Source organism: Pseudoalteromonas sp. SM9913 (assembly GCF_000184065.1).
In the GTDB taxonomy this organism is placed as follows: domain Bacteria; phylum Pseudomonadota; class Gammaproteobacteria; order Enterobacterales; family Alteromonadaceae; genus Pseudoalteromonas; species Pseudoalteromonas tetraodonis.
On record NC_014803.1, the window covers coordinates 1,053,277 to 1,078,601 of the forward strand.

At 40.1% G+C, this 25,325-nt stretch carries 24 protein-coding genes; 18 read left to right on the top strand and 6 right to left on the bottom strand.

What is annotated here, in order from left to right:
• The first annotated feature begins 9 nt into the window (after window positions 1-9).
• The 10 genes from lspA to PSM_RS04910 all read left to right on the top strand — a co-directional run bounded on the left by lspA (window position 10) and on the right by PSM_RS04910 (window position 9,412).
• Window positions 10-510 carry a signal peptidase II gene (gene lspA / locus PSM_RS04865; RefSeq protein WP_013464471.1) on the top strand — a complete coding sequence of 167 codons (501 nt, stop codon included), beginning with the start codon at window positions 10-12 and terminating at the stop codon, window positions 508-510.
• Window positions 507-947, top strand: coding sequence for an FKBP-type peptidyl-prolyl cis-trans isomerase (gene fkpB, locus PSM_RS04870; RefSeq protein ID WP_013464472.1), 441 nt, complete (start codon window positions 507-509; stop codon window positions 945-947). The genes lspA and fkpB overlap by 4 nt, the downstream gene beginning before the upstream one ends.
• Window positions 947-1,876, top strand: a complete 930-nt coding sequence (gene ispH / locus PSM_RS04875; protein WP_013464473.1) for a 4-hydroxy-3-methylbut-2-enyl diphosphate reductase — start codon at window positions 947-949, stop codon at window positions 1,874-1,876. Before fkpB ends, ispH begins: the two co-directional genes overlap by 1 nt.
• A gap of 30 nt (window positions 1,877-1,906) precedes the next feature.
• Window positions 1,907-2,941, top strand: coding sequence for a sensor histidine kinase (locus tag PSM_RS04880; RefSeq protein WP_013464474.1), 1,035 nt, complete (start codon window positions 1,907-1,909; stop codon window positions 2,939-2,941).
• Window positions 2,938-3,642 carry a LytR/AlgR family response regulator transcription factor gene (locus tag PSM_RS04885; RefSeq protein WP_013464475.1) on the top strand — a complete coding sequence of 235 codons (705 nt, stop codon included), beginning with the start codon at window positions 2,938-2,940 and terminating at the stop codon, window positions 3,640-3,642. The genes PSM_RS04880 and PSM_RS04885 overlap by 4 nt, the downstream gene beginning before the upstream one ends.
• 114 nt (window positions 3,643-3,756) lie before the next feature.
• Window positions 3,757-4,317: a type IV pilus modification protein PilV gene (pilV, locus tag PSM_RS04890; RefSeq protein WP_013464476.1), complete on the top strand. Its 561-nt coding sequence runs from the start codon at window positions 3,757-3,759 to the stop codon at window positions 4,315-4,317.
• A gap of 1 nt (window position 4,318) precedes the next feature.
• Window positions 4,319-5,317 carry a PilW family protein gene (locus tag PSM_RS04895; RefSeq protein ID WP_013464477.1) on the top strand — a complete coding sequence of 333 codons (999 nt, stop codon included), beginning with the start codon at window positions 4,319-4,321 and terminating at the stop codon, window positions 5,315-5,317.
• Complete coding sequence (locus PSM_RS04900) at window positions 5,305-5,808, top strand: hypothetical protein (RefSeq protein WP_016899436.1); 504 nt, start codon at window positions 5,305-5,307, stop codon at window positions 5,806-5,808. Before PSM_RS04895 ends, PSM_RS04900 begins: the two co-directional genes overlap by 13 nt.
• Before the next feature lies 1 nt (window position 5,809).
• Window positions 5,810-8,983, top strand: a complete 3,174-nt coding sequence (locus tag PSM_RS04905; protein ID WP_013464479.1) for a pilus assembly protein — start codon at window positions 5,810-5,812, stop codon at window positions 8,981-8,983.
• A gap of 9 nt (window positions 8,984-8,992) precedes the next feature.
• The gene (locus PSM_RS04910) at window positions 8,993-9,412 is read left to right on the top strand and encodes a type IV pilin protein (RefSeq protein ID WP_013464480.1); all 420 of its coding nucleotides are present in this window, start codon (window positions 8,993-8,995) and stop codon (window positions 9,410-9,412) included.
• A gap of 6 nt (window positions 9,413-9,418) precedes the next feature.
• On the opposite strand, the gene PSM_RS04915 is transcribed toward PSM_RS04910, so the two are convergent.
• Complete coding sequence (locus PSM_RS04915; protein ID WP_013464481.1) at window positions 9,419-9,952, bottom strand: GspH/FimT family pseudopilin; 534 nt, start codon at window positions 9,950-9,952, stop codon at window positions 9,419-9,421.
• A gap of 78 nt (window positions 9,953-10,030) precedes the next feature.
• Window positions 10,031-10,576, bottom strand: a complete 546-nt coding sequence (locus tag PSM_RS04920; RefSeq protein ID WP_013464482.1) for a GspH/FimT family pseudopilin — start codon at window positions 10,574-10,576, stop codon at window positions 10,031-10,033.
• A gap of 158 nt (window positions 10,577-10,734) precedes the next feature.
• On the opposite strand from PSM_RS04920, the gene PSM_RS04925 reads away from it, so the two are divergent.
• Window positions 10,735-11,073 (top strand): P-II family nitrogen regulator, encoded by a 339-nt coding sequence (locus PSM_RS04925; protein ID WP_013464483.1) that lies wholly within the window; start codon window positions 10,735-10,737, stop codon window positions 11,071-11,073.
• A gap of 54 nt (window positions 11,074-11,127) precedes the next feature.
• Here PSM_RS04925 and PSM_RS04930 read toward each other — a convergent pair whose 3' ends face one another.
• Window positions 11,128-11,892 (bottom strand): outer membrane protein assembly factor BamD, encoded by a 765-nt coding sequence (locus PSM_RS04930; protein ID WP_013464484.1) that lies wholly within the window; start codon window positions 11,890-11,892, stop codon window positions 11,128-11,130.
• 141 nt (window positions 11,893-12,033) lie between these two features.
• On the opposite strand from PSM_RS04930, the gene rluD reads away from it, so the two are divergent.
• From rluD to clpB, 3 genes are all read left to right on the top strand, one after another.
• The gene (rluD, locus tag PSM_RS04935; RefSeq protein ID WP_013464485.1) at window positions 12,034-13,011 is read left to right on the top strand and encodes a 23S rRNA pseudouridine(1911/1915/1917) synthase RluD; all 978 of its coding nucleotides are present in this window, start codon (window positions 12,034-12,036) and stop codon (window positions 13,009-13,011) included.
• A gap of 2 nt (window positions 13,012-13,013) precedes the next feature.
• The gene (gene pgeF / locus PSM_RS04940) at window positions 13,014-13,745 is read left to right on the top strand and encodes a peptidoglycan editing factor PgeF (RefSeq protein WP_013464486.1); all 732 of its coding nucleotides are present in this window, start codon (window positions 13,014-13,016) and stop codon (window positions 13,743-13,745) included.
• A gap of 96 nt (window positions 13,746-13,841) precedes the next feature.
• Window positions 13,842-16,418, top strand: a complete 2,577-nt coding sequence (gene clpB, locus PSM_RS04945; RefSeq protein WP_013464487.1) for an ATP-dependent chaperone ClpB — start codon at window positions 13,842-13,844, stop codon at window positions 16,416-16,418.
• Between the two features lie 62 nt (window positions 16,419-16,480).
• Here clpB and PSM_RS04950 read toward each other — a convergent pair whose 3' ends face one another.
• Window positions 16,481-18,028, bottom strand: coding sequence for a methyl-accepting chemotaxis protein (locus PSM_RS04950; protein WP_013464488.1), 1,548 nt, complete (start codon window positions 18,026-18,028; stop codon window positions 16,481-16,483).
• 427 nt (window positions 18,029-18,455) lie between these two features.
• Here PSM_RS04950 and gshA point away from each other — a divergent pair, with 427 nt between their 5' ends.
• Window positions 18,456-20,033, top strand: coding sequence for a glutamate--cysteine ligase (gshA, locus tag PSM_RS04955; protein ID WP_013464489.1), 1,578 nt, complete (start codon window positions 18,456-18,458; stop codon window positions 20,031-20,033).
• 388 nt (window positions 20,034-20,421) lie between these two features.
• Complete coding sequence (locus PSM_RS04960; RefSeq protein WP_013464490.1) at window positions 20,422-21,030, top strand: transglycosylase SLT domain-containing protein; 609 nt, start codon at window positions 20,422-20,424, stop codon at window positions 21,028-21,030.
• Between the two features lie 41 nt (window positions 21,031-21,071).
• On the opposite strand, the gene PSM_RS04965 is transcribed toward PSM_RS04960, so the two are convergent.
• Complete coding sequence (locus PSM_RS04965; RefSeq protein WP_013464491.1) at window positions 21,072-22,340, bottom strand: HlyC/CorC family transporter; 1,269 nt, start codon at window positions 22,338-22,340, stop codon at window positions 21,072-21,074.
• Between the two features lie 61 nt (window positions 22,341-22,401).
• Window positions 22,402-23,208, bottom strand: coding sequence for a cytochrome C assembly family protein (locus PSM_RS04970; RefSeq protein WP_013464492.1), 807 nt, complete (start codon window positions 23,206-23,208; stop codon window positions 22,402-22,404).
• Window positions 23,209-23,431: 223 nt separating this feature from the next.
• Here PSM_RS04970 and ffh point away from each other — a divergent pair, with 223 nt between their 5' ends.
• Together ffh and rpsP are read left to right on the top strand one after the other, a co-directional pair.
• Complete coding sequence (gene ffh, locus PSM_RS04975; RefSeq protein WP_013464493.1) at window positions 23,432-24,811, top strand: signal recognition particle protein; 1,380 nt, start codon at window positions 23,432-23,434, stop codon at window positions 24,809-24,811.
• A 261-nt stretch (window positions 24,812-25,072) separates the two neighbouring features.
• Window positions 25,073-25,321, top strand: coding sequence for a 30S ribosomal protein S16 (gene rpsP, locus PSM_RS04980; RefSeq protein ID WP_008114468.1), 249 nt, complete (start codon window positions 25,073-25,075; stop codon window positions 25,319-25,321).
• Window positions 25,322-25,325: the final 4 nt, after the last annotated feature.

Below are 25,325 nucleotides of genomic sequence, written 5' to 3' on the forward strand. Positions count from 1 at the left end.
TTGTTTTTAGTGAGCAAACTAACCCAAAAAAGTGGTTTAGTGTGGCTTTGGTTGAGTCTATTACTGCTTGTAATAGACTTTGCCAGTAAAACACTGGTTGTAAACACCATGGCTTATGGTGAGTCAATTAATTTACTGCCTGTTTTTAGCATCACTTATGTACATAACTACGGTGCAGCCTATAGCTTTTTAAGCGAAGCGGGTGGCTGGCAGCGTTGGTTTTTAAGTGCAATAGCAATCGCGATTAGTTGTTTGTTGGTGTGGTGGTTAAAACGTCTTCCAGCGTCTAATAAAGTATTATGTGGTGCTTACTCGTTAGTTTTAGCCGGTGCTATTGGTAACTTGTACGACCGCATTGCTTATGGTTACGTTATTGATTTTTTACATGTGTTTTACGAAGACTCACATTTTCCCGTATTTAATATTGCAGACTGCGCTATTTGTATTGGTGCTGCATTATTACTATTTGACGCCTTTACCGGCGAAAATCCAAAGGAGCATAAAGCATGAGCCAAGCTGTAATTGGTGAAAACTCAGACGTTATTTTTCATTTTTCTATTAAACTAGAAGATGGCTCTGCCGCTGACTCAACGAAAGTGCATAACAAGCCGGCTAAGCTCACTATGGGTGATGGCAGCTTAACCGCTAATTTTGAAAAATGTTTACTTGGCCTAACGGCCGGTGAGAGCAAAACATTTGAGCTTGAGCCGGAAGATGCCTTTGGTCAACCAAACCCAGATAATATTTATTATGTAGATCGTAGTAAGTTTGGTGTAGAAACGCCGGCTAAAGTAGGTGCTATTATTGCGTTTACTCAACCTGATGGCACCGAGCTTCCGGGTTTGGTGCGTGAAGTGCAAGGCGAGTCAGTTACTATCGATTTTAATCACCCATTAGCGGGCCAGCGCTTAACGTTTGAAGTTGATATTATTGAGGTGCAAGGTTAATGGAAATATTATTAGCTAATCCACGAGGCTTTTGCGCCGGTGTTGACCGCGCAATTAGCATTGTTGAGCGCGCTTTAGATATTTTTGAAAAACCAATCTATGTGCGCCATGAAGTGGTACACAATCGTTATGTGGTTGATGGCTTAAAAAATCGCGGCGCTGTGTTTGTTGAAGAGCTTGATCAGGTACCGGATGACAGTATTGTTATATTTAGTGCTCATGGTGTATCACAGGCTGTACGCAGTGAAGCAAAACGCCGTGAGCTTAAAGTATTTGATGCAACCTGCCCGTTAGTGACTAAAGTGCATATGGAAGTTACCCGTGCCAGCAGAAAAGGCATTGAATGCATTTTAATTGGTCACCATGGACACCCCGAGGTTGAGGGCACTATGGGTCAATACGACAATCAACAAGGTGGCATTTACCTAGTTGAAACCGTTGATGACGTGTTAAAGCTTGATGTTAAGAATGCAGATAACCTTTTTTATTGCAGCCAAACAACCTTGTCGGTAGATGATACTGCGGATGTGATTGATGCTTTACGCAGCAAGTTTCCTGCTATTGATGGTCCGCGTAAAGATGATATTTGTTATGCAACTCAAAACCGTCAAGATGCAGTACGTGACTTAGCAGACAAAGTCGATGTGCTATTGGTTGTAGGCGCTAAAAATAGCTCTAACTCCAATCGTTTACGAGAACTAGCTGATAAAATGGGTACGCGTGCGTACTTAATTGACGATGCCAGCAATGTTGAAGCGTCATGGTTTGATGGTATCAATAGTGTGGGGGTTACCGCAGGCGCCTCAGCACCTGAAGTGCTAGTGCAGCAAGTGATTACCCGCTTAAAAGAGCTCGGTGGTAACCAAGTAACAGAAAATCCTGGTGAAGAAGAAAACATTGTTTTTGCTGTACCAGTAGAGCTGCGTTAATTTAGAGATAAATCATAAAAGGAGGGTCGAATGGGTAAGCAACTGTCACCAGATGCGTTACTTTTTTCGGCCCTTTTTAATGAGCGTGGTGTGCTTGCATCCCTCGTAGTAACACAGGTTGTGGCTATTATATTAGCTTTTGCTCCTAATGCTGGCGATGACATATGGCTGCATTTGGGGGCGATCAGTTTGTTTCTCCATGTAACTGTGCTGGTCAGTACCTCTTTTTTATATCTTTGTCGTCGATTACTCGCAAAACAGACTCAGTTTATTCAGATCAGTTTTTTTATTGCTTCATATAGTCTCAGTACTGCTGTATTTAGTCTGGTGTTTTCTCATATTGCTTTTGATATTGAAAACGAAAAACAACTGACGTTTTTTGTGCTGCGTAATTGCATTATTGTATTTTTGCTTACCTTACTGTTTGTACAATTTTTGCTTATTCATTTTGAAAAAGAGCAGCAAACCAAAGCACTTTCTCGTGCAGAACTTGATGCTTTGCAGGCACGGATCCGACCCCACTTTTTATATAATAGCTTGAATACGGCGGCAGAATTAACGCATCATGACGTTGAGGCTGCAGAGCATGCAATTTTAGCACTAGCAGCGCTGTCTCAAGCTGCAATGCGTTCAGGTCAAAGTGTATTACTCAGTGATGAAATAACATTAACTAAACAGTATATTGCGCTTGAATCATGGCGCTTTGCAGAGCGCTTAAAGGTTGAGTGGTTATTACCAGAACATCTCCCTGCGCTCTATATTCCATATCTAACATTACAACCTTTGGTAGAGAACGCAGTATGTCATGGCATTGAGCCAAGCCAAAGTGGTGCTACTATAAGTATTGAACTGCATGTGACAACACATTATTTAACCTTAATTGTAACTAATCCTGTACCTACTGAAACTGAAAATACTAGAGAGCATAACGGTATGGCTCTTGATAATATTCGTTCTCGTTTAAGTATTTATTATAAAGGTCGGGCGCAACTGACAATAACCAACAAAGATAATCAATTTAGAGTCAAAGTAGTCATCCCAAAACAAGCAGAGAATACGTTATGAATGTATTGATTGTAGATGATGAACCCTTAGCAAGGGCACGATTGAAGCGTTTACTCGCTGAGAACCATACATCCATTCATGTGCAAGGAGAGGCTAGTAATGGCAACGACGCTTTAACACAAATGAAAAAGCAGCAGCCTGATTTAGTGTTTTTAGATATTGATATGCCAGGCTTAAATGGCATCGAAGTGGCCAATCAACTCAATGATCTAGCGGTACCTCCGGCGATTATTTTTATAACCGCTCATCCTGAGCATGCACTTGATGCGATGCAGTTAAATGCAGCCGGATATTTGGTAAAACCTATATCAGAAAAAAGTTTGCAACATGCATTACAACAGCTAGGACGTTTAAACAGAGTACACCTGCAACAACAACAAACAGAAAAAATAACCTATCAATTAGCAGGCACCGTAAGAAGTATAAAAATAGAAAATGTTTTTTATTTTTATGCACAGGAAAAGTATACCAAAGTTGTGTTCGATGGTGGGGAGGCTCTAATTGAAGACAGTTTAAAGCAACTTGAAATGCAATATCCTCGTCACATATTGCGAATTCATCGAAATACCTTAGTGAATAAAAATAAAATTTTGGCACTCCATACACTTAAAAACCATCAACATGTTATTGAACTCAAAGGGTGTTCACCTTTTTTAGCTGTTAGTCGTCGAGCGCTCAAAAGCGTAAAAAGCGTACTTTAGCACACCGACCTATTAACCGCTTATCAACATAATTAACCGTTGGTCGTGGTCCTAGTTGAATCTATTTTTTTATTGCATACACTTAGTATCAGATAATTATTATTTGGTTTTACTATGTCTTTGAGCACGTTTAAATTGCAAAAAGGTTTTACCCTTATTGAGGTCCTGATTGCGTTTATTATTCTTAGCTTTGGTTTATTAGGGGCCGTTGCCTTACAAGCTAAAGCTAAGCAAGCTAGTTTTGACTCAATGCAACGTGCCGCTGCTGTTGCGCTTGGTAATGATATTATTCAACGAATACGGGCTAATGACACACCGCAACTAGCTACATTATACGACCTTGAGTTTACCAGCGAGACAAGTATTAATTCCTCTACAACCTGTTTTACAAGTTCATGCAGTAATGCACAAATTGCGAGTTTAGATATAGAGCAGTGGAAGCGTGCTATTCGTGCCCGCGAAAATACGGGATCACTTGATGGTGCCACCGTATGTATTAATCCAGAGTCGGTAGCAGGCTCTGGCGGTAAGGCGTTTAATATTGAGGTCATTGTTTCTTGGCAGGGTCGTCAAGAATTTAAGGCGAGTGAAGCAACAGGCAAAATTAGCTGTGGTGTAGCAGATAAAAGGCGCCGTTTAGTTGTACTTACTAGCTACATTTACGTTAGGAGCTAAGATGAAGCAAGCTGGTTTTACACTCATTGAAATGATGATCTCTTTATTTATAGGGGGATTAATTTTGGGTGGCGTAATGTTTACCTATATTGGTATGAAAGTGACGACCCGCGATACGATGACAATAGGTGAGCTGCAAGAGTCTGGTCGATTAGCCATTAATATTATGCAACGCGATATAGAACAAGTAGGCTTTTGGGGAACATTTTATGATGATTCGTTTACTGCAATAAATACATCATCATTAACAAATCCTACAGGTGATTGCTTCGAAGGTCTCAACAATGGCAGCTTTCCTGATTTAACCAGCAGCAGTAATTTTAAAACCCTTTATGCAAAAACAGCGGCAAGTTCAAGTGAACTTAATTGTGTTAATAACCCTTTAGCGGGTACTGATATTTTACAGGTTAAGTTTTTACAAGGTCACCAACTAGAAGTTGATGCCGCAGGTGTTAATGAAACGCAAAGTGATGAGAATTACTTTATTGCTGAGCAAGAAAATGCACGCTTTGTTCGAGGTGTTATCGACCCTGATAGTTTAAATGTTAATGCCAGTGTTTGGCCTTACAGCCATCATAGTTATTATATTGCTGAGCAAACTTATACAGTCAATAATAAAAGTATTACTGTACCCGCACTCATGCGAAAACGTTTAGTAGCTGGTTCTATGAATACAGAAACTATAATGGAAGGCGTGGAGAATATGCGTTTTGTGTTTGGTTTAGATACCACCACCGACAGTCGCGTGGATACCTATAAAAGCATTAATAACATGACAGCCACAGACTGGGAAAACCGCAAAGGTATTTTAACGGTACAAGTTTTTTTATTGATTAGAGCACTGCAACCTGATCCAGGTATTACACTCAAAAACCAAACCTATGTATTAGGGGAAGATGCTAATAAACGCACCCTTACTTTTTCAGATAACTTTAGACGTACTGTATTCACAACAACTATCCGTTTAAATAACGTGGGAGCAAATTTATGGCGTATTTAATCCCGATGAAAAATAAACAGCAAGGTGTGGTGCTTATCACTGCACTAATAATGGTCATAGCCGTTACAGGTATTGCAGTGACGTTAATGAGTAGCAGTAGTATAGATATTAAAATTACTAATTCAGCACAAGAGCGAGAAGTTGCCGAAAATGAACTTATCGGCGAAGTGCAGCGCATGATTGCCGATGAAGCGAGCAATGGTGCAACAAATCAATTTTTTTTAACGCCAGAGGAAGTAACTACCATGGCGTCTGGCAATGAAAAAGGCATGGTTATAGCCGAACATAATGATATGCAAAGTAGAATGATTAACTTAAATAAAGGCGTGCTTGATTTAGAATGTCCTCGTCGTTTTAGTTTTACAGCTGGGATCTCATGCAACATGGTACAAGTTTCAACAACTATTGAGTATGGCTCTAAAAGTAAGCACCAACTAACAATTGTGACAGGCGTAGCCCAAGAGATGGCTAGCCTAAGCAAGGGGATTTAAAATGAAACTGATACTAAATAAAGCACTCATTTCTTTAATAGGAATAATGCTTAGCATGTCAGCAGGCGCTGAAGATATAGAGCTGTATGTTAATCATAATGTACAAACCAATGAAAAGCCTCGCGTAATCATGATTTTTGATACATCGGGAAGTATGGCATGGGATGTAAATGATGGTGATGCCTGTTATAAAAGAAGCGGTAATAGTTATTACGAGGTTGATTGCTTTGAAAGTAAAGACAGTTATAAACGAAATGAGCAATGTTATAAAAGAACTAGTTACTACAATTATGAACCCACATGTAGTGATAGCCGCTTAAGAGTTGCGCAAAATGCTATCACCCAATTAGTGAACGATAACGATGATATTGAATTTGGTTTAATGCGCTTTAATGGTAGTAATGGTGGGTATGTTTTAGCCAGAGTAGGGGCTGAAAAGTCATTTTTACTAAATAAAGTAGAAGAGTTACCTGCAAGTGGTTCAACTCCATTAACAGAAACACTCTGGGAAGCCTACCTGTATATCACGGGACAAAACGTATATTACGGGGGAAATACTAATGAACGAGATTTTACAGCAGAGTCATCAGGGATATATAAATCACCCTTTGCGCCTGTTACTGGCGAGCCACTTAGGTGTGATAACAGTATTAATATTATTTTAATGACAGACGGCGATCCAACCAACGATTCAAATAGAAATAATGATATATACAACCTTCATAATAGTTATTTCTCTGGTAATCCGCCTGCTGTTAGTAACAGCTATTTGGCGGCGCTAGCAAAAATTATTCACGGTACAGATGATGTAAAAGTTGACTTGTATAGCAAAACTAAGAATGTACTTGACATAGGACGTGTATTTCCTATCGGTTTTGGTACGGGTATGAGTGACTCAGGTAAAAACTTACTTACTGAGACTGCAGATTACGGTGGTGGGCAATACTTACATGCGAATACAGCTGCGCAACTATCTGATGCACTTAAAAATACGATTTCTCGTATTCGTGAAGTAAATGACAGTTTTTCATCGCCGTCAGTGGCGAGTAACAATGTAGATCAAACTCGAAGTCGTGATGCTATTTATTTTGCTATGTTTTATCCAGAAACCGGGGCGCGCTGGCGTGGTAACCTGAAAAAGTTAAAGGTATCGGGCAGCCAAATAGTCGATGCAACCAACAAACAAGCCCTTAATAGTGACGGTTTAATTTCAAAAGAGGCAAAAACATTTTGGTTACCTGCGGGCCAACCCGCTGATGGTAACGCGGTTGCGCAGGGGGGGGTAAACCATTATTTAAGCACCATAGATCCACTTGCTCGTAATTTATTTACGGAGAATCAAGGCTCGATTATTAGTTTTGATACTTCGGCTGTTAGTGACATTCTCAGTGGCATTGTTAATAACCCGCTGACCTTATCCACTCAAGATGTTAATTGGGCAAGAGGAGTAGATGTTGATGATGAGGACAAAGATGGCTCATCACAAGACCAACGCGCTGATATATTTGGTGATCCTTTGCATTCAAAACCAATTGCAATTGATTATGGTAATGATGATATTCGCATCCTCATAGGGACAAATGCTGGCTTCTTACATATGTTTAAAGATGCCGGTGAGACTGTAAGTGAAAGTTGGGCATTTATACCTTCAGCACTGTTTGACATTATTAAACCACTTAGAAATAAACAAGCAGATAGTAAAGTATATGGTATGGATGGCCCTATCAGTGTCTACTTTAGTAATAAAAGCTTAAATAGTGAAGGTTTGAATGACGGTATTATAGATGCTAGCAAAGGAGACGAGGTATGGGCTTTTGCTGGAATGCGCCGTGGTGGTAAAAACTACTATGGTTTAGATATTACAAATCCTAATCAGCCAAAACGTCTTTGGAGCAAACCAATTGAAGGGGGTAAAGGCGACTTTACTGAATTGGCACAAACGTGGTCAAAGCCACAAATAGCTTATATTAAAGCTTTTGGTAATAAGCCTTTGCTTGTGTTTGGCGCGGGTTACGATACAAATAAAGATGCGGCAATAAGAGCAGAGGACTCAAAAGGGCGTGGTATTTATATTGTTGAGGCAAAAACAGGCAGCTTAGTTTGGGCGTTAACCCCAGACAGTAATGGCTTTAAAGGTAAACACAGCATTGCTGCTGATTTAACTACGCTTGATTCAGATTATGATGGCTATATTGACAGAATATATGCTTCAGATACCGGTGGTAATATTTGGCGAATTGATATGCCTGGAGAAGATAGCAGTGAGTTTAGCCATTTCAAACTTGCAGAGCTAGGTAGTAATCAAGATACTCAAGATAGACGCTTCTTTTATAAGCCATTGGTTGCGCGTACTTTGTTTAGTAAAGTAACAGAGACCACGGTTAATGGTAATAAAGTGATTACTCGTTTAGATACTCCTTATGATGCAGTTGTTATTGGCAGCGGTAACCGTTCAAAACCAACGAATACAAACGAGCAAGATCAATTGTTTATGATCCGTGATGAGAATACTCTGACGCGTTCATTTAAAACTAATGCTCCTGCGCCAATTGTGCCTGCAGATTTAATGGTGATGAATAGTGACCCCTTTGGTAATACTTTAGATGACTTAGATGGTTTCACCCTTGTTGAAGCTGAACTGGCGAAAAAGAAAGGGTGGCGTTATGAGCTAGCGAAAGGTGAAAAGTCATTAGCTGCAGCTACCGTTGTTGGTGGGGTTGCTTATTTTACCTCTTTCACGCCAGCATCTGATGAAGTTGTAGAGAATCAATGTTCTTTAAGTGGCGGTGGCGGCGCACTTTATGCTTTTCATTTGCATTACGGTACTAAAGTGTATGAACAACTAAAATTTGCAACCAGTTATGATGTGCCAGATACACCACAGCTTTATTTTGGTGCGACTAATTCCTGTGCTGATTCTAACAATGATGGAAAATGTGATGATAATCCAGAGGAAGATGTTATCGAAGAGAGCCAGTTTTTTCTAATTGGTCCTGGGATCAAAGGGGAACAAGCTGAAAATCCACTTAAGCCAATAGAAATTACAGGACCTGGCTTAAAAGTGGTAGATGGTAAAATTAAGCTAGTGAATGATAAACAACCCATTGGCTTTGGTTTTAAAACGCAGCAAACATATATTTATAAGCGTGAAGAAAACGATGAGATCAACAATTAAGGGCTGTATATGAATAAGACACAACAAGGATTTACATTAATTGAGTTAATGATCACCGTTGCGATTGTTGGCATCATTGCCGCCATTGCAGTGCCTAATTACAGTGAATATATAAAAAGGGCATCACGCGCAGAAGCCGCTTCTGCGCTTTTAGATGCGGCAAACAAGCAAGAGCAATACTTTGTGGATAACCGAGCATATTCAACTTCGTTTAGCGACTTAGGTATTCAAAGTAAAACTGAAAACGGTCATTTTGAGCTAACAATTAATGTGGTTAATAGCAATGAATTTACAATCACTGCTAAACCCATTGCTGGTGCTGTGAAAGGGGATGCTGATTGCACGTCATTAACCATTAATGACGTTGGCTTAAAAGGAGCAACGGGTAGTAAAGGCAATACCGACATCAACTATTGCTGGGGTAGATAACATTAGTTATTTTTGGCATTTGTTAGTAGATTTTATTCGTATTCGCCCAGTTTGACTTATTGACAGAGCAAGCCCCTCAAGGCTTGCTTTTTCGTTATTTGGGCAATAGATAAAAGTACCGTTTTGAAAGCCGTTTAAAGAGCCATCGGGTCTAAAAGTGATGGCATCCCGAGGATACTCTAAGCTATCAGAGGGATGGATATGTTCAAAGGTACTAATAAGGCGCTCGTCATCATCTAAAGAGGTTGACTTGTCGTTATCAATAAAAAGTGACACCTGATTGTCCCAATCATCTTCTAAACACTCATTATTTTTCAAGGCACATAGAGTGACGTAGCTATTATTTTCTATTGCATAAAGACGTGCATAATTAATGTTTCTGTGTAATAGATTAATCTGGTTATCTGCGCGATTGAGCGCCAAGAAATCAGGAAAAAACCATAATGAGAGTTGGCTTAGTATCGCTATAACTGAAATGGTTACTAGTAATTCTAATAATGTAACGCCACCATTTTTGTGAGCACTTATAATTAACTTCATCCCTGAAGCCTTTCATTGAACAGTCCATTATATTAGTTTAGTAAACAATCAAAAAAACGACAAAGTATGAAATGGCTTTTAACCACAGCTCTCTGTGGTATCCCCTAAATAAAAAGCGGTGCCTGATTGCGTTAATGTTAACGCTTTTTGGTTTTTGTTGTCGCCGTTAGGACAAAATATGAAGTTCCCAGGATTTGTAGTTATACGTCCGCTGGTATTAAATCGTATACGGGTATCTGTAAATGAAACGCGATCATTAGGACTAATTTCCTCCATGACTCTGATCAAGCTATCTGTTTCATTATTATATTGGCCATTATTATTAGCATCTATAAAGGTAATAATTATTTGATCAACATCCCATTTACTTGAGCAAGTTAGGGTTTTATCATCACTTTTTACTTTTGTACCTGGAGCAGCGCACACAATTACGATCTCATCGGTACTAGCCGCTTGTGAGCGTGCAAAGCTAATATTACGTTTAAGTTCTAATAAAAAATTTTCACCTCGGTTTTCTTCCAGCATATCGCTACTGTTCCACAACGCAATAGTGGCTATAATGCCAACAATGGCCACGGTGACCATTAACTCTAATAGGGTAAATCCACGGTGCTTAGTTTTCATATAAATCTCATTAACTCGGTGATGTTTTAGTATAGTTATTTTTATTAAAATAATCATACCATGATTATTTTTCACCGGTGCTATTCAATCTCTTTGTTTGCTATGAACCTCATGATTGTCTAAAATCGAGGCAACTGAAGCTTTCAAAAGTAATTACTATGAAAAAAATAGAAGCAATCATTAAACCGTTTAAGCTCGATGATGTGCGTGAAGCATTATCTGATGTAGGCATTACGGGTATGACAGTAAGTGAAGTAAAAGGGTTTGGGCGTCAAAAAGGCCACACAGAGCTATACCGTGGTGCTGAGTACATGGTTGACTTTTTACCTAAAGTAAAACTAGATATTGTGCTCGGTGATGAAGACGTAGAACGTGCTATTGATGTTATTGTTAAAACAGCACAAACTGGCAAAATCGGTGATGGTAAAATATTTGTCACTGACGTAGAACGTGTGGTTCGAATTCGTACTGCAGAAGAGGATGAAGAGGCTATATAGTCGAGTAAACCTCGTAAAAAAGGCGCTAATTTTATAACTAGCGCCTTTTTCGTGTTATTTATTTCTGCTATTAAATTTACGCGTTTGCTCTGCATGCTGACTTAGTTCAGTCAAGCCAAGCTTCTCGTAACTTTTTTCCATCATGGCGAGTGCCGCATCAAGATAACTACTTTGTGAGTAGTGCTCTACCACATATTTACCGCGATTTGCGGCTGCTAAATAGGCTTCACGTTCGTAATAGTAAGTTGCCACTTTTAACTCATAACGTGCCATGCGGTTTAATAACCAAACTAAACGACGTTTTGCTTCTGGCGCATAATCACTTTCTGGAAAACGTTTAACCAAAGTTGATAAGTCGGTATAAGCAACACGGGTGCGTTTAGCATCTCTGTCAGCTCTGTCTACACCAAAGTATTCTTGGAAAGCATTTTTATCCGCCTTAATATTAACCAAGCCACGCATGTAGTACATGTAATCTAAATCTTTGTGGTTTGGGTTTAAGCGAATAAAACGGTCGATTGTAGCAAGCGCTTGCTCTGTATTACCTGATTGGTAATGTGCATACACTAAATCCATTTGGACTTGTTTTGAAAACGGACCAAACGGGTAGCGAGAATCAATTGCCGTTAATAATTCAATTGCACGAGCGTATAAACCAGAATCAAGCGTTTGTTTTGCATCTTCGTATAGTGCTTGTGCCGATCTGTTGGGTACGCGTTGAATATCTTCTTGGTCAGGTGCAGACGAGCAGGCCCCTAAACTAAGCACTGAAACTGAAAAAACAATGGCGAATGCACGTTTCCCTATTTTATTTATCATTTTATTTGTTACCTTCGATGTCTTCGGCTAGGCCAAGTGGGTAAAACCGAGTAAACTATGCGTATTATGTTATGCTTTTATTAAAAGCGATTCTAACCCAGTCAAGCAAAGCTTGCACTGGTAAATTGGGTAAAGTTACTAATGTCAGAGCAAATATCTCTCCAAGCCGAGGTCCCAACAGACTTAGGTGGTAAACGTCTAGACCAAGTATTAGCACAATTGTTCCCTGATTATTCACGATCACGGATAAAAACGTGGATTTTAGATGATAAAATCACCGTTGATGGTGAAATTTTCAACACCCCGCGTGAAAAACTACTCGGTGGTGAAGTTGTAGCTGTTGAAACAACAATAGAAGCACCTCGTGAATACGAAGCACAAGATATCAAATTAAACATCGTTTATGAAGACGATGATATTTTAGTGATCAACAAACCAATGGGATTAGTGGTTCATCCTGGCGCAGGTAACCCTGATGGTACGGTGTTAAATGCTTTATTACACTACTATCCGGAAATTATTAACGTACCACGAGCGGGTATTGTGCATCGTTTAGACAAAGACACAACAGGTTTAATGGTTGTTGCTAAAACGATTCAGGCACAAACACATTTAGTTAAAGCACTGCAAAAGCGCGAAAACTTTACACGTGAATATGAAGCGTTATGTAATGGCACTATGACAGCCGGTGGTATGGTTGAAAAACCAATTGGTCGTCATGCTACGCAGCGTACGCATATGGCAGTACATGAAATGGGTAAACCAGCTATTACGCATTACCGTGTTGCCGAAAAATTCCGCGCCCATACACGTTTGCGTTTACGTCTTGAAACAGGGCGTACACACCAAATTCGTGTGCATATGGCATACTTAAACCACCCATTAATTGGCGATCAATCTTATGGCGGTCGTCCTCGTCCACCAAAAGGGGCAACGCCTGAGTTATTTGAGTTACTGCGTAGCTTTAAACGCCAAGCGCTTCATGCCGTTAAATTAAGTATTGCGCATCCAATCACCGGTGAAATGATGACCTGGCAAGCGCCTATCCCTGATGATATGGTCCAAATGACTCAAGCATTGCGCGAAGACACAAAAGCAAACCCTGATATAGCGAGTTAACAATGTTTGGCTTATCAGCTACATGGCAATCTCTTCATGGTGTAGATACATTGAGTACTACACGTGAAGGGGGCGTATCTCAGCCTCCATTCGATAGTTTGAATTTAGGGTTGCATGTAGGTGATAACAGCCAAGATGTATTAAATAACAGAGCACGTGTAAATGCTCATTTGCCTAAACCGGCAATTTGGTTAAATCAGGTTCATAGCGCTGATGTAATTACAGTGGATGAGCGATTTGACCCCAATCAAATACTCACAGGCGATGCGTTATATACGCAATTACGCAATCAACCTTTAGCCATAATGACTGCTGATTGTTTACCTATTTTACTCTCATCGAGTGACGGGCAAGAAGTGGCCGCAATTCATGCCGGTTGGCGAGGGTTAGAGCAAGGGGTGATAAACAATACGCTGGCATGTTTTAAAAATACCTCGGCAAATATACATGCTTGGTTAGGTCCTGCAATAGGGGCTAATCAATTTCAAGTAGGCCAAGAGGTAGTCGAGTTATTTACAGCAAATAACCCCCTAATGCACAGCGCGTTCAAAGCTCAAAATAATGAAAAGTATTTAGCTGATATCTATCTAATAGCAACTATTTTACTTAATCAACAGGGCGTTATAAACATTAGCGGGGGGGAATATTGCACTGTAACTCAAGCTAACTTGTTTTTTTCTTATCGGCGCGATGGCCAAACCGGTCGTATGGCAAGTTTGATCTGGCGCAAGTAAATAATCATTAGGTGATTATTTTTCCCACAATACCTTGAACAAACCCGCTAACATACCCATCTATTAAGTAATTCGTTTTTTTATAGGTAAACCCCCATGCGTTTAGATAGATTTACAAGTAAATTTCAGTCTGCGCTTTCAGATGCGCAATCATTAGCGCTAGGTCGCGATCATCAATTTATTGAACCTGTGCATCTAATGTACGCTTTGTTAAAACAAAGCGGCTCAAGTGTACGTGCACTATTTGCACAAATGAGCATCAGCGTTGATGAACTCAACACTAAATTATCACAAGAGATAGAAAAGTTATTTAAAGTGGAAGGTGTTGGTGGCGATGTACAGTTGTCAAATAACATGGTGTCACTGATAAACCTATGTGATAAATACGCCCAAAAGCGTAAAGATAAATACATTTCAAGTGAGTTGTTTGTATTAGTTGCGTGTGAAGATAAAGGTCCGCTTGGCAGTGTTTTTAAAGCACTTAACATTACTGCGAGTAAGGTTGAAACGGCAATTGAGGCGATTCGTGGTGGCCAAAAAGTTGACGATCCTAATGCGGAAGAAACACGCCAAGCACTTGAAAAGTACACCATCGATTTAACTGAGCGTGCAGAGCAAGGTAAGCTTGACCCTGTAATCGGTCGTGATGATGAAATTCGCCGCACTATTCAAGTATTACAACGCCGTACCAAAAATAACCCTGTGTTAATTGGTGAGCCAGGGGTGGGTAAAACAGCCATAGCTGAAGGGCTTGCACAGCGTATTATTAATGGTGAAGTGCCTGAGGGCTTAAAAAACAAGCGCGTATTATCACTTGATTTAGGCGCATTAGTTGCTGGTGCAAAATACCGAGGTGAATTTGAAGAGCGTTTAAAATCAGTACTTAATGAGTTGGCTAAAGAAGAAGGACAAGTTATTTTATTTATTGATGAAATTCATACCATTGTTGGTGCTGGTAAAAGTGATGGCGCTATGGATGCGGGTAACATGTTAAAACCTGCCTTAGCACGCGGTGAACTCCATTGCGTAGGCGCAACCACTTTAGATGAATACCGTAAATACATTGAAAAAGATGCTGCGCTTGAGCGCCGTTTCCAAAAGGTATTAATAGAAGAGCCTTCAGTAGAAGACACCATTGCTATTCTGCGTGGCTTGAAAGAGCGTTACGAATTACACCATTCAGTGGAGATCACCGACCCTGCAATCGTTGCCGCAGCGCAGTTATCGCATCGTTATATTAGTGATCGCCAATTACCCGATAAAGCAATCGATTTAATTGACGAAGCGGGCTCTTCTATTCGCTTGCAAATTGATTCAAAGCCAGAAGCTTTAGATAAATTAGAGCGTCGCATTATCCAATTAAAAATTGAAGATAACGCATTGGCCAAAGAGAAAGATGAAGCAAGTCAAAAGCGCCGTACAGAAATGGTCGAGCTGATCACTGAGCTTGAAGGGCAATACCGTGAACTAGATGAAGTATGGAATGCAGAAAAAGCGTCTTTACAAGGCACGCAGGTTATTAAAGCTGAGCTAGAGCAGGCACGACTTGATTTAGAAGTGGCTCGCAGAGCAAGTGACTTGCAGCGTATGTCTGAACTGCAATATGGACGTATACCTGAGCTTGAGCGCAAACTCGATTTAGCATCACAAGCAGAAATGCAAGAAATGAGCTTGCTTAAAAATCAGGTGGGCGAAGATGAAATTGCAGAAATTTTATCACGTTGGACCGGGATCCCAGTGGCGCGTATGCTCCAAGGTGAACGTGAAAAACTATTACAAATGGAAGAGCAGTTACATAACAAAGTCATTGGTCAAGATGAGGCCGTCGTTGCGGTGGCTAATGCCATTCGTCGTTCGCGTGCAGGGCTTGCTGATCCCAATCGTCCAATTGGCTCGTTCTTATTTTTAGGGCCTACAGGGGTTGGTAAAACAGAACTTACCAAGGCACTAGCAGGCTATATGTTTGATACCGAAAGTGCCATGGTGCGTATAGATATGTCTGAGTTTATGGAAAAACACTCAGTCGCACGTCTAGTCGGTGCGCCTCCAGGGTACGTAGGTTACGAAGAAGGTGGTTATTTAACCGAAGCTGTTCGTCGTAAACCCTATTCGGTTATTTTGCTTGATGAAATAGAAAAAGCGCATCCAGATGTGTTTAATATTTTATTACAAGTCCTTGATGACGGGCGTTTAACGGATGGCCAAGGGCGTACGGTTGATTTTAAAAATACGGTTATCATTATGACCTCCAACTTGGGCTCAGATATCATTCAAGAGCAAGCGGGAAGTAATGACTATGACGAGCTTAAAGCAAAAGTCATGGGTGTTTTACATAATGAATTTAGACCCGAGTTCATTAACCGTATTGATGAAACTGTGGTATTTCACTCACTTTCACATAGTCATATTAAAGAAATTGCAGATATTCAGTTAAGCAAATTACGTCAACGATTGACAGAGATGGGGTATTTACTTGAGTTGACAGATGCTGCTCTTGAGCGAATTGCTGCCAGTGGCTTTGATCCTGTCTATGGCGCTCGTCCACTTAAACGGGCAATACAGCAAACCATTGAAAATCCATTAGCACAAAAACTGCTTAATAATGAATTTCAACCAGGTTGTATCATTGTCATTGATGCTAACGAAGACGGCTTAGTGTTTACGAGTCGATAATCTGAGCACAGCAAAAAGCCGCTGTTTACAGCGGCTTTTTTGTTTCTATTTTAGGGCGTTTGTTAAACTTTAAAAGTCAGTAATAAGTCATTCACTTTTCTTGAGCCTTCCACTAGTTCAGCCGCACCGCGTGCTACGCTAAAACTCAATTGTAAATTGTCATCCCCTAAGCCTTTAATCTTTTCAACATTACTACCAATGTCTTTACTTACAACCTGCTGCTGTTCTGCTGCGGCTGAAATATCCGTGGCGAGCTGTGAAATTTCACTAATTTGAATAAAAATACTATCAAGCTCTTGTTGTGTTTGTCCTGTTGTATTAACACAGTCATCGGCTTGTTGTTTTGTGCTCTGCATGATTTTAGACCAGCTAAACAAGGTATCTTGAATTTCTTTAATTGAGCTGTGAATTTGTGCTGTGGCATTTTGAGTTCGTGATGACAGCGCTCTTACTTCATCGGCAACAACGGCAAAACCACGCCCATGCTCACCGGCGCGTGCCGCTTCAATAGCCGCATTGAGTGCCAATAGGTTAGTTTGTTCAGCAATCCCTTCTATTTCACTCATGACTTGGCCAATTTTATCCGCTTCAGAGGCAAGCCCCGTTGCTGTGGCGGCCGCTTGCTCAACTTGTACAGCTAAGTCAGACACCATTTTACTGTTATCTGCAATATGATTTTTGATATCAGAGCAGCTTTGATAAGTAATGCCTACTTTATCAGCCGTGTTATTGGTATTGTTAGAGATTTCACCAATCGTGGTACTCATTTGTGACATCGCTGAAGCAATTTGTTCTAGCTGAGTGCCTTGAGAAGAAATACCTTGCTCGGTCAACGTCGATTGTTGATCTAACCCTTGGGCAATCGAATTAAAACTCAAGGTTGAATCTTTTACCCGTCCCAGTACCGTTCTTAATTTAGCACTGAGCATCTGCTCTCTATACTCACTAATACTATGTGGGTGCGAGCCACTAAACACATAACGAGATACAGAGTCTGCTTGGCTTTTTTGTTGTTTGAGGGTTGCAGGTGTTATTACCAGCTCATCATAATTTAAAACTAAAATAACAATACATACTAATAAGTTAATCGCGGCAAGCGAAAGAGAGCCCCACATTGCGACACTGGCTAACCAAATTATAATACCGGCAATGCTCAAACTTTGTCTTAATGATGTGCGTTCGCGCCAGCTAAATAATGATTTATTAGCGTTAATTTTGGCATAGAGCTTTTGCGCTCTGCGTTTTGCGCGTTGCTCTAGTTTTATTCGTACAGACTGATAACCAATAAGTTGGCCATGCTCAAAAATAGGCGTTACAAATGCATCAACCCAATAATAGCGGCCGTCCTTACATAAGTTTTTTACCGCGCCACGCCACGAATGGCCTTGTTTTAAGGTGTCCCACATTTCTTTAAATGCAGCTTTTGGCATATCAGGGTGGCGAACGATATTGTGATTTTTATTTATCAGTTCATCCATCTCGTAGCCTGCGATACTACAAAACTCATGATTGGCATAAGTAATAACACCGCGTAAGTCAGTGGTTGAAACCAACTCTTGGTGTTCTTCGAAGTTAACTTCTTCATCTATTAAGCTTTGATTACGACGCATAGTGACTCTTTATCATTCTTTATTATGGCGGCTATTGTAATTACTAAAACTAATGTACGTTAGTGATATGTGTAAAATAGCAGGAATAAGACATTTTTTTTGATATTTATATGATCTTTATCAATATTAAGCGTAATTGAATTTTTCAGTTATGACAAACTTTTAGGGTTTAACTCTATCTTATCAAAGTGTTTTAAAACGCCATGTTGTCAGCGGGGGGTTATGGCAAATAATATGTAAAAGAAATTGTATATTCGTAGTGGCAATGGCAAGATTATCTTTTATAGCGTGAAACAAAGCGTGTTTAAAATCCAGTAAAAACTATATCTAATAAATTCATATAGTTTTTTCATCGTTTAATCTTGAGTAAAGGTAAAAAGACCCCATAACCTTATGATTAAGCCACTTGGCTCGAGGAAACTTTTTTTTGACAACTTATAATTTAAAGAACACGCTCAACGCGCTATCTAATGCAGATAATCAACAGGCTATTAAAGGCATTATGCGCGGTATTGAGAGAGAATCATTAAGAATTAATCACGATGGTTCCATTTCAAAACAGGCTCATCCTCAAGGGGTGGGCTGTGCGCTCACCAATGGGCATATTACCACTGATTTTTCTGAGTCTTTACTTGAGTTCATTACACCGGTTAGCGAGTCATCAACGCAAACTTTGCAGCAGCTAAAAGATTTACAAAAGTTCACCCTAGAACATATGGGCGATGAATTATTGTGGCCAATTAGTATGCCGTGCTTTATAAATCATCAAGACGATATTGTATTGGCACAATTTGGCGACTCTAATGTCGGTAAAATGAAAACCCTATATCGCGAAGGCTTGAAGAACCGTTACGGCAGTATGATGCAAGCGATTGCTGGCGTGCATTTCAATATTTCTTTTCCACAAACGCTATGGCAGTCACTGCACTCATTAAAGCAAAGTGACGCGAAACTTGAAGATTTTATATCGGATAGTTACTTGGCGTTAATTCGTAACTTTAAACGCGAACTGTGGTTAATTAGCTACATGTTTGGCGCATCACCGGCATTATGTAGCTCTTTTTTACAAGGGCGTAAAAGCGACTTACCGTTTAAAAAACTCGGTAAAGGCACTTTATATTTGGAAGTGGGCACCGCATTACGTTTAGGCAACTTAGGCTATACCAATAGCGCACAATCGTCATTACGAGTAATGTATAACTCATTAGATGAATATGTTGCAGGACTTAAAAAAGCCATAAATACGCCTTCAGATATTTACGGCAGTATTGACGATTACACCAGTGCTACGCCAAAGCAATTAAATAAAAACATTTTGCAAATAGAGAACGAGTTTTACTCGCCAATTCGTCCTAAACGTAATGCAAAAAATGGTGAAACGCCCACCGATGCATTGCTAAGAGCGGGTATAGAATATATTGAAATTCGTGCATTGGATGTTAATCCGTTTAGTGAAGTTGGCATTGATTTAGAGCAAATACACTTTTTAGATGTGTTTTTAACTTATTGTTTATTAAAAGATTCAGCGCCTATGGATTGGCAAGAGCAAACTCGTAGCACTGAAAATCTTGATACTGTGGTTAACCAAGGTCGAGAACAAGGCTTGATGCTTAATTTTAATAATGAGCAGCGCAGCCTAGAATCTTGGGGTGATGAAATATTTAGTCAGCTGAGTGATGTTGCTCAGTGGATGGATACTGCTTACGATGTTGACTACTACTCAAACACTATTAAGCGCATGGCGACTTGGATTCATGATCCGGCATTAACGTATTCTGGTCGTTATGTTGAGCAGTTAAAAGCGTCTGGGTTAGATAATGGCCACTTTGCACTGTCACTTGCTCAGAAGTACAAACAAAGCCATGAAACAGCAAGTTATACTGAATTTTCAAAATCGTGGCTAGAGCAACAAGCTGCAGAGTCGTACCAAGCCCAAAAGGCAATTGAACAAGCTGATAAACAATCATTTACCGCATTTTTAGATACGTATTTCAGGGTCTGTTGACCTTTGCGGATTACAATTTGTTCAAACTAGGAGCGGTTTAATCGCGGCGCGAGGTTTGTAACCTAGTGGGCTAAGTAAAAACCGAGCAACAAAGAGTAAATCGCTTCTAGGCAGAACCCGAAGGGCAGCACCTGTTTGGCATTGATGCTGCGTTATCGCCTATTTATGGGGAATAACCACACCACATAGGCTTTGCCTTGCCTAAATACCAAACAAACTGCTGCAAATGCAACCTTGAAAGGTCAACAGACCCAAGTAAGTAGCAGGCAAAAAAAACGCAGCTCATAGTAGCTGCGTAAATATTCTTTAGGGATGAAACAATGCTGTACTGCTGCATTCATAGATTCAGACCCACACTTTTTTAAAAAGTTCAGTGAGATCTTAAAAAATGAAAAAAAATATTATTACCTTATCTTTGCTGCTCACTATAGCTGGGTGTGCAACAGCTCCCCCAAAGCAACCAGAAGATATTTGTAAAATTTTCGAAGAGAAATCTGACTGGTATTTTGATGCCAAAGACGCGCAGGAAAAGTGGGGCTCCCCAAAACATGTGTTAATGAGCATGATGTATCAAGAAAGTTCTTTTCGCCACGATGCAGCACCGCCTATGGAATACTTCTTATGGATAATCCCTACTGGTCGTGCAAGCGATGCCTATGGCTATTCTCAAGCTAAAACGCCTACTTGGTCTGATTATATTCGTGAAACAGGTAACAGTGGCGCCGACAGAGACGAATTTGAAGATGCGATTGATTTTATGGCGTGGTTTGTTTATAAAACCCATAAAGTTAATGGTGTGTCTAAGTGGGACGCCTACGCACAGTATTTAAATTATCATGAGGGATGGGGCGGTTATAAACGAGGCACCTATCGTAAGAAAAAATGGCTAATGAGCGTTGCCAATAAAGTAAAACATCGGGCAAGCCGTTATGGCGCACAGCTAAGACGCTGCGAAGATGATTTAGATAAAGGTTGGTTAGAGCGATTGTTCTTTTAGATTAGATTAAAAAGGAGCCAGCAGGCTCCTTTTTTATTGGTTTATTTTTTACGTTTGTTTGGTTGAATTTTAACTTGTTTAATCATGTTTTCTTTTACCTCAAGTACTTCAACCGGATAGCCTGCAATACGAATACTTAAATTAGCATCGGGTATATCTTCTAAGTACTCAACAATCAAGCCACTTAATGTTTTAGGACCGTCTAATGGGAATTCCCAGCCCATTTCTTTATTTAAGTCGCGAACGTTAGCACCGCCGTCGACAATATAAGAGCCATCGTTTTGTGTGGTTACTTCTTCACTCGGTGTCCGAGTTTGAGTGGTAGTAAAATCACCCACAACTTCTTCAAGAATATCTTCAAGAGTGACTAAGCCCTGAATGTCGCCATATTCATCAACAACAATACCAATACGTTCTTTTGATAACTGAAATTTTAGTAGTTGAGTGTTCAGCGAGGTGCCCTCAGGGATAAAGTAAATTTCACGTACCGCACGCAATAGCGAAGGCTTATCAAACTGCTCTTTAGTTAAAAGGCGAAGCGCATCACGAGAGTGAATAAAGCCAACAGCATCATCAATATTGTCGCGGTATAAAAGCACCCGGGTATGTTGAGCGTGAGTAAGTTGTTTACTGATTATTTTCCAATCGTCATTAATATCAATCGCCACAATTTCATTGCGAGGGATCATAATATCTTCAACGGTAACTTGCTCTAAATCTAAAATAGAGGTCAACATACTTTGGTGACGAGCGGGGATCAGCGCCCCCGATTCATTTAGCACGGTTTTTAATTCTTCTTTACTCATGCTGTGCTCATCTATTTGTGCAGCGCTAATACCAAATAAGCGCAATATACCATTGGTCATCCAGTTAACAACGACAACAAATGGGAAGAGAATTTTTAGTAACCCTTTGAGTATCACCGAACTTGGAAAAGCGACTCGCTCAGGATAGAGGGCGGCCAGTGTTTTTGGCGTTACTTCAGCGAAAATCAGCACCACAAGTGTTAATGCACCTGTTGCTATAGCAATACCTAAATCACCATACAAACGAATACCAATAATGGTGGCAACTTGGGCAGCCGCAATATTGACAAGGTTATTACCAATAAGGATAAGACCTATCAACCTGTCAGGTCGACTGAGTAATTTACTAACGCGTTTCGCAGCACGATGATTCTCTTTAGCGAGGTGTCGTAAACGAATACGGTTGATTGACATGATTCCGGTTTCTGACCCGGAGAAGTAAGCAGAAAAAAGTACCAATAAACCTAAAATGATAAACAGCGTACTTGTCGATATGTCGTCCAACGATGGATCCTTTTTTTATAAACCAATGCGTATTAAGCTAGAGTGAGCTTTCAGAGTCAAGTTAAAACTTATTTAGAACCACTTCTTGTATAAAACGGCTGCCAAAATAAGCGAGTGTGAGTGTAAATGCGGCAATCATAATACTCACTACCACCATTTTCCCTCGCCAACCTCGTTTTACATGGCCAACGGCAATCGTAGCAAAAATAGCCCAAGCAACTAAAGATAAGATTGTTTTATGAATAAACTCTTTGGCAAACATGCCATCAAGAAATACAAACCCTGTAATCAGCGCCACGCTTAATAATACTGTGCCTAAATTTAATAGTTGATAAAGTTGACGCTCTACCACCATTAGTGGCGGTAAATGGCTATGTACTATTGCTAAATCTTTACGTTTCAAACGTTTATCAATAAAGTAAAATTGTACGCCGTAAAGGGTGGCGATAATTAAGATACAGTAGGCTAATAACGACAGTGAAATATGCGCAACTAACGCAAGCTCTACATTAATGCTATGAAGTAAAACGTGATGAGGAATAAACAGGCTAGCAATAGTTAACAGGGCAGCAAAGCCGTATACAACAGGTAATAGCAGTGTCGCAGGAAACTTCAAAGAGACGGTGGTGACACAAAGCACTATTACCCAACAAGTCAGTAATGCAACATTAACAATACTTAAATCTTGGCCATCGGCTCTAAACACCGAGTTTACTAAAAGCAGCATATGCGCCAAAATAGCGACAGTGCTCAGTATTATAGTAATTTTTTGGCTTGGTCCCTGACGATGAAACAATCGCGAAAGCACGTGAGACGTTGCTAACACATAAAATAAACTGGCAATAATAGTTAAACTAATAATCAGCATTTTGCTTTGGCCACTTAATTGAAGTCAAATAATTCGTGTTCGTTATCTGGTCATTGTATTTTATAGCAACGCAAATGCATAGACCCTGTAAAAAGAAACTCAATAAGCAGCACTTCAGCACTGTATTGTATGCCACCATTTACGGTATACTATTTTCAATTGAATTTTAATAACATCGACCTTATTAATAGAGTTGATATAAACGTCTTTTCGGAACCGTTACATGTTTGAGAACCTCCAAGAACGATTAGGTAAAACCCTAAAAAATATTAGTGGCCGTGGTCGCTTAACTGAAGACAACATTAAAGATACACTTCGTGAAGTGCGAATGGCATTTTTAGAAGCCGATGTGGCGTTGCCTGTTGTTCGCGAGTTTGTAAAGCAAGTTAAAGAGCGTGCGGTTGGTGTTGAAGTCACCAAAAGCTTGAGCCCTGGCCAAGTATTTATAAAAATTGTTCGTGAAGAACTTGAAAAAGCCATGGGTGAAGCTAACGAAGAGCTAAGCCTTAACGCACAGCCGCCAGCGGTAGTGATGATGGCTGGTCTTCAAGGTGCGGGTAAAACCACCAGTGTGGGTAAGCTGGCTAAGTTTTTAAAAGAGCGCAAGAAGAAGTCTGTGCTAGTGGTGAGTGCCGATGTGTATCGTCCAGCGGCAATTAAGCAATTAGAAACCTTAGCAACAGAAGTTAATGTAGAATTTTTCCCAAGTGATATTTCGCAAAAACCAGTTGATATTGCAACTGCCGCCATTTCTCATGCGAAAAAGAAATTTATTGATGTTGTATTAGTCGATACTGCGGGTCGTTTGCATGTTGATAGCGACATGATGGATGAAATTAAAGCCTTGCATCATGCAATTAATCCAATCGAAACGCTATTCGTTGTTGATGCAATGACAGGTCAAGATGCGGCAAATACAGCAAAAGCATTTGACGAAGCTTTACCGCTGACCGGTGTGATACTGACTAAAACAGATGGTGATGCCCGAGGTGGTGCTGCTTTATCTATTCGTCATATTACTGGTAAGCCAATTAAATTTATGGGTGTGGGTGAGCGCACTGATGCCCTTGAGCCTTTCCACCCAGACCGAATTGCTTCACGTATTTTAGGCATGGGTGATGTACTTTCATTAATCGAAGAAGTCGAGATGAAAGTAGACAAAGAACAAGCGGCAAAAGTAGCACAAAAAGTATTTAAAGGTGATGGCTTTACGCTGGATGACTTTGCTGATCAATTAAAGCAAATGAAAAACATGGGTGGCATGATGTCGATGCTCGATAAACTGCCTGGCATGCAAAACATCCCAGATGCGGTTAAAGGGCAAATGGGTGATAAAACCTTTATTCAAATGGAAGCGATTATTAGCTCTATGACCAAAAAAGAGCGTGCACGCCCAGAAATCATCAAAGGTTCGCGTAAAAAGCGTATTGCTGCGGGCTCTGGTACGCAAGTACAAGAGATCAATAAACTGCTTAAGCAATTTACGCAAATGCAAAAAATGATGAAGAAGATGAAAGGTAAAGGTGGCATGCAAAAAATGATGCGTGGCATGAAAGGGATGTTACCACCTGGCATGATGGGTGGCGGTGGTCCAAAATTTTAATAATTTAACCTTTAATACCTCCAATACGAGATAAAAAGTAATCAATAAAGAGGCAAAATGCCTCTTTATTGTTGAATAAACTATGCACAGAATAGCTTATTCATATACTTTTTCATCTTGGATCACGGTTTAATCTACTAAACTGCCTTTTTGCATCACTTCTTACTTGCATTGTTGCTAAAAACTCGTACAATTCACCGGCTCCCTATACTGGGGAGTAAATCTTATTAATGAAAACAGTCAATCTATTTAGAGGACGGTATGGTAACTATTCGTTTGCAACGTGGTGGCGCTAAAAAACGCCCTTTCTATCAAATTGTGGTTGCGGATAGCCGTTTCTCGCGTGACGGTCGCTTCATCGAGAAAGTAGGTTTCTTTAACCCAATCGCTTCAGGTCAAGAAGAAAAACTTCGTTTAGATTTACCACGTGTTGAGCACTGGTTAGGTCAAGGCGCAGGTCTTTCAGATCGTGTAGCTAAATTAGTTAAAGACGCTCGTAAAGCGGCTTAATAGG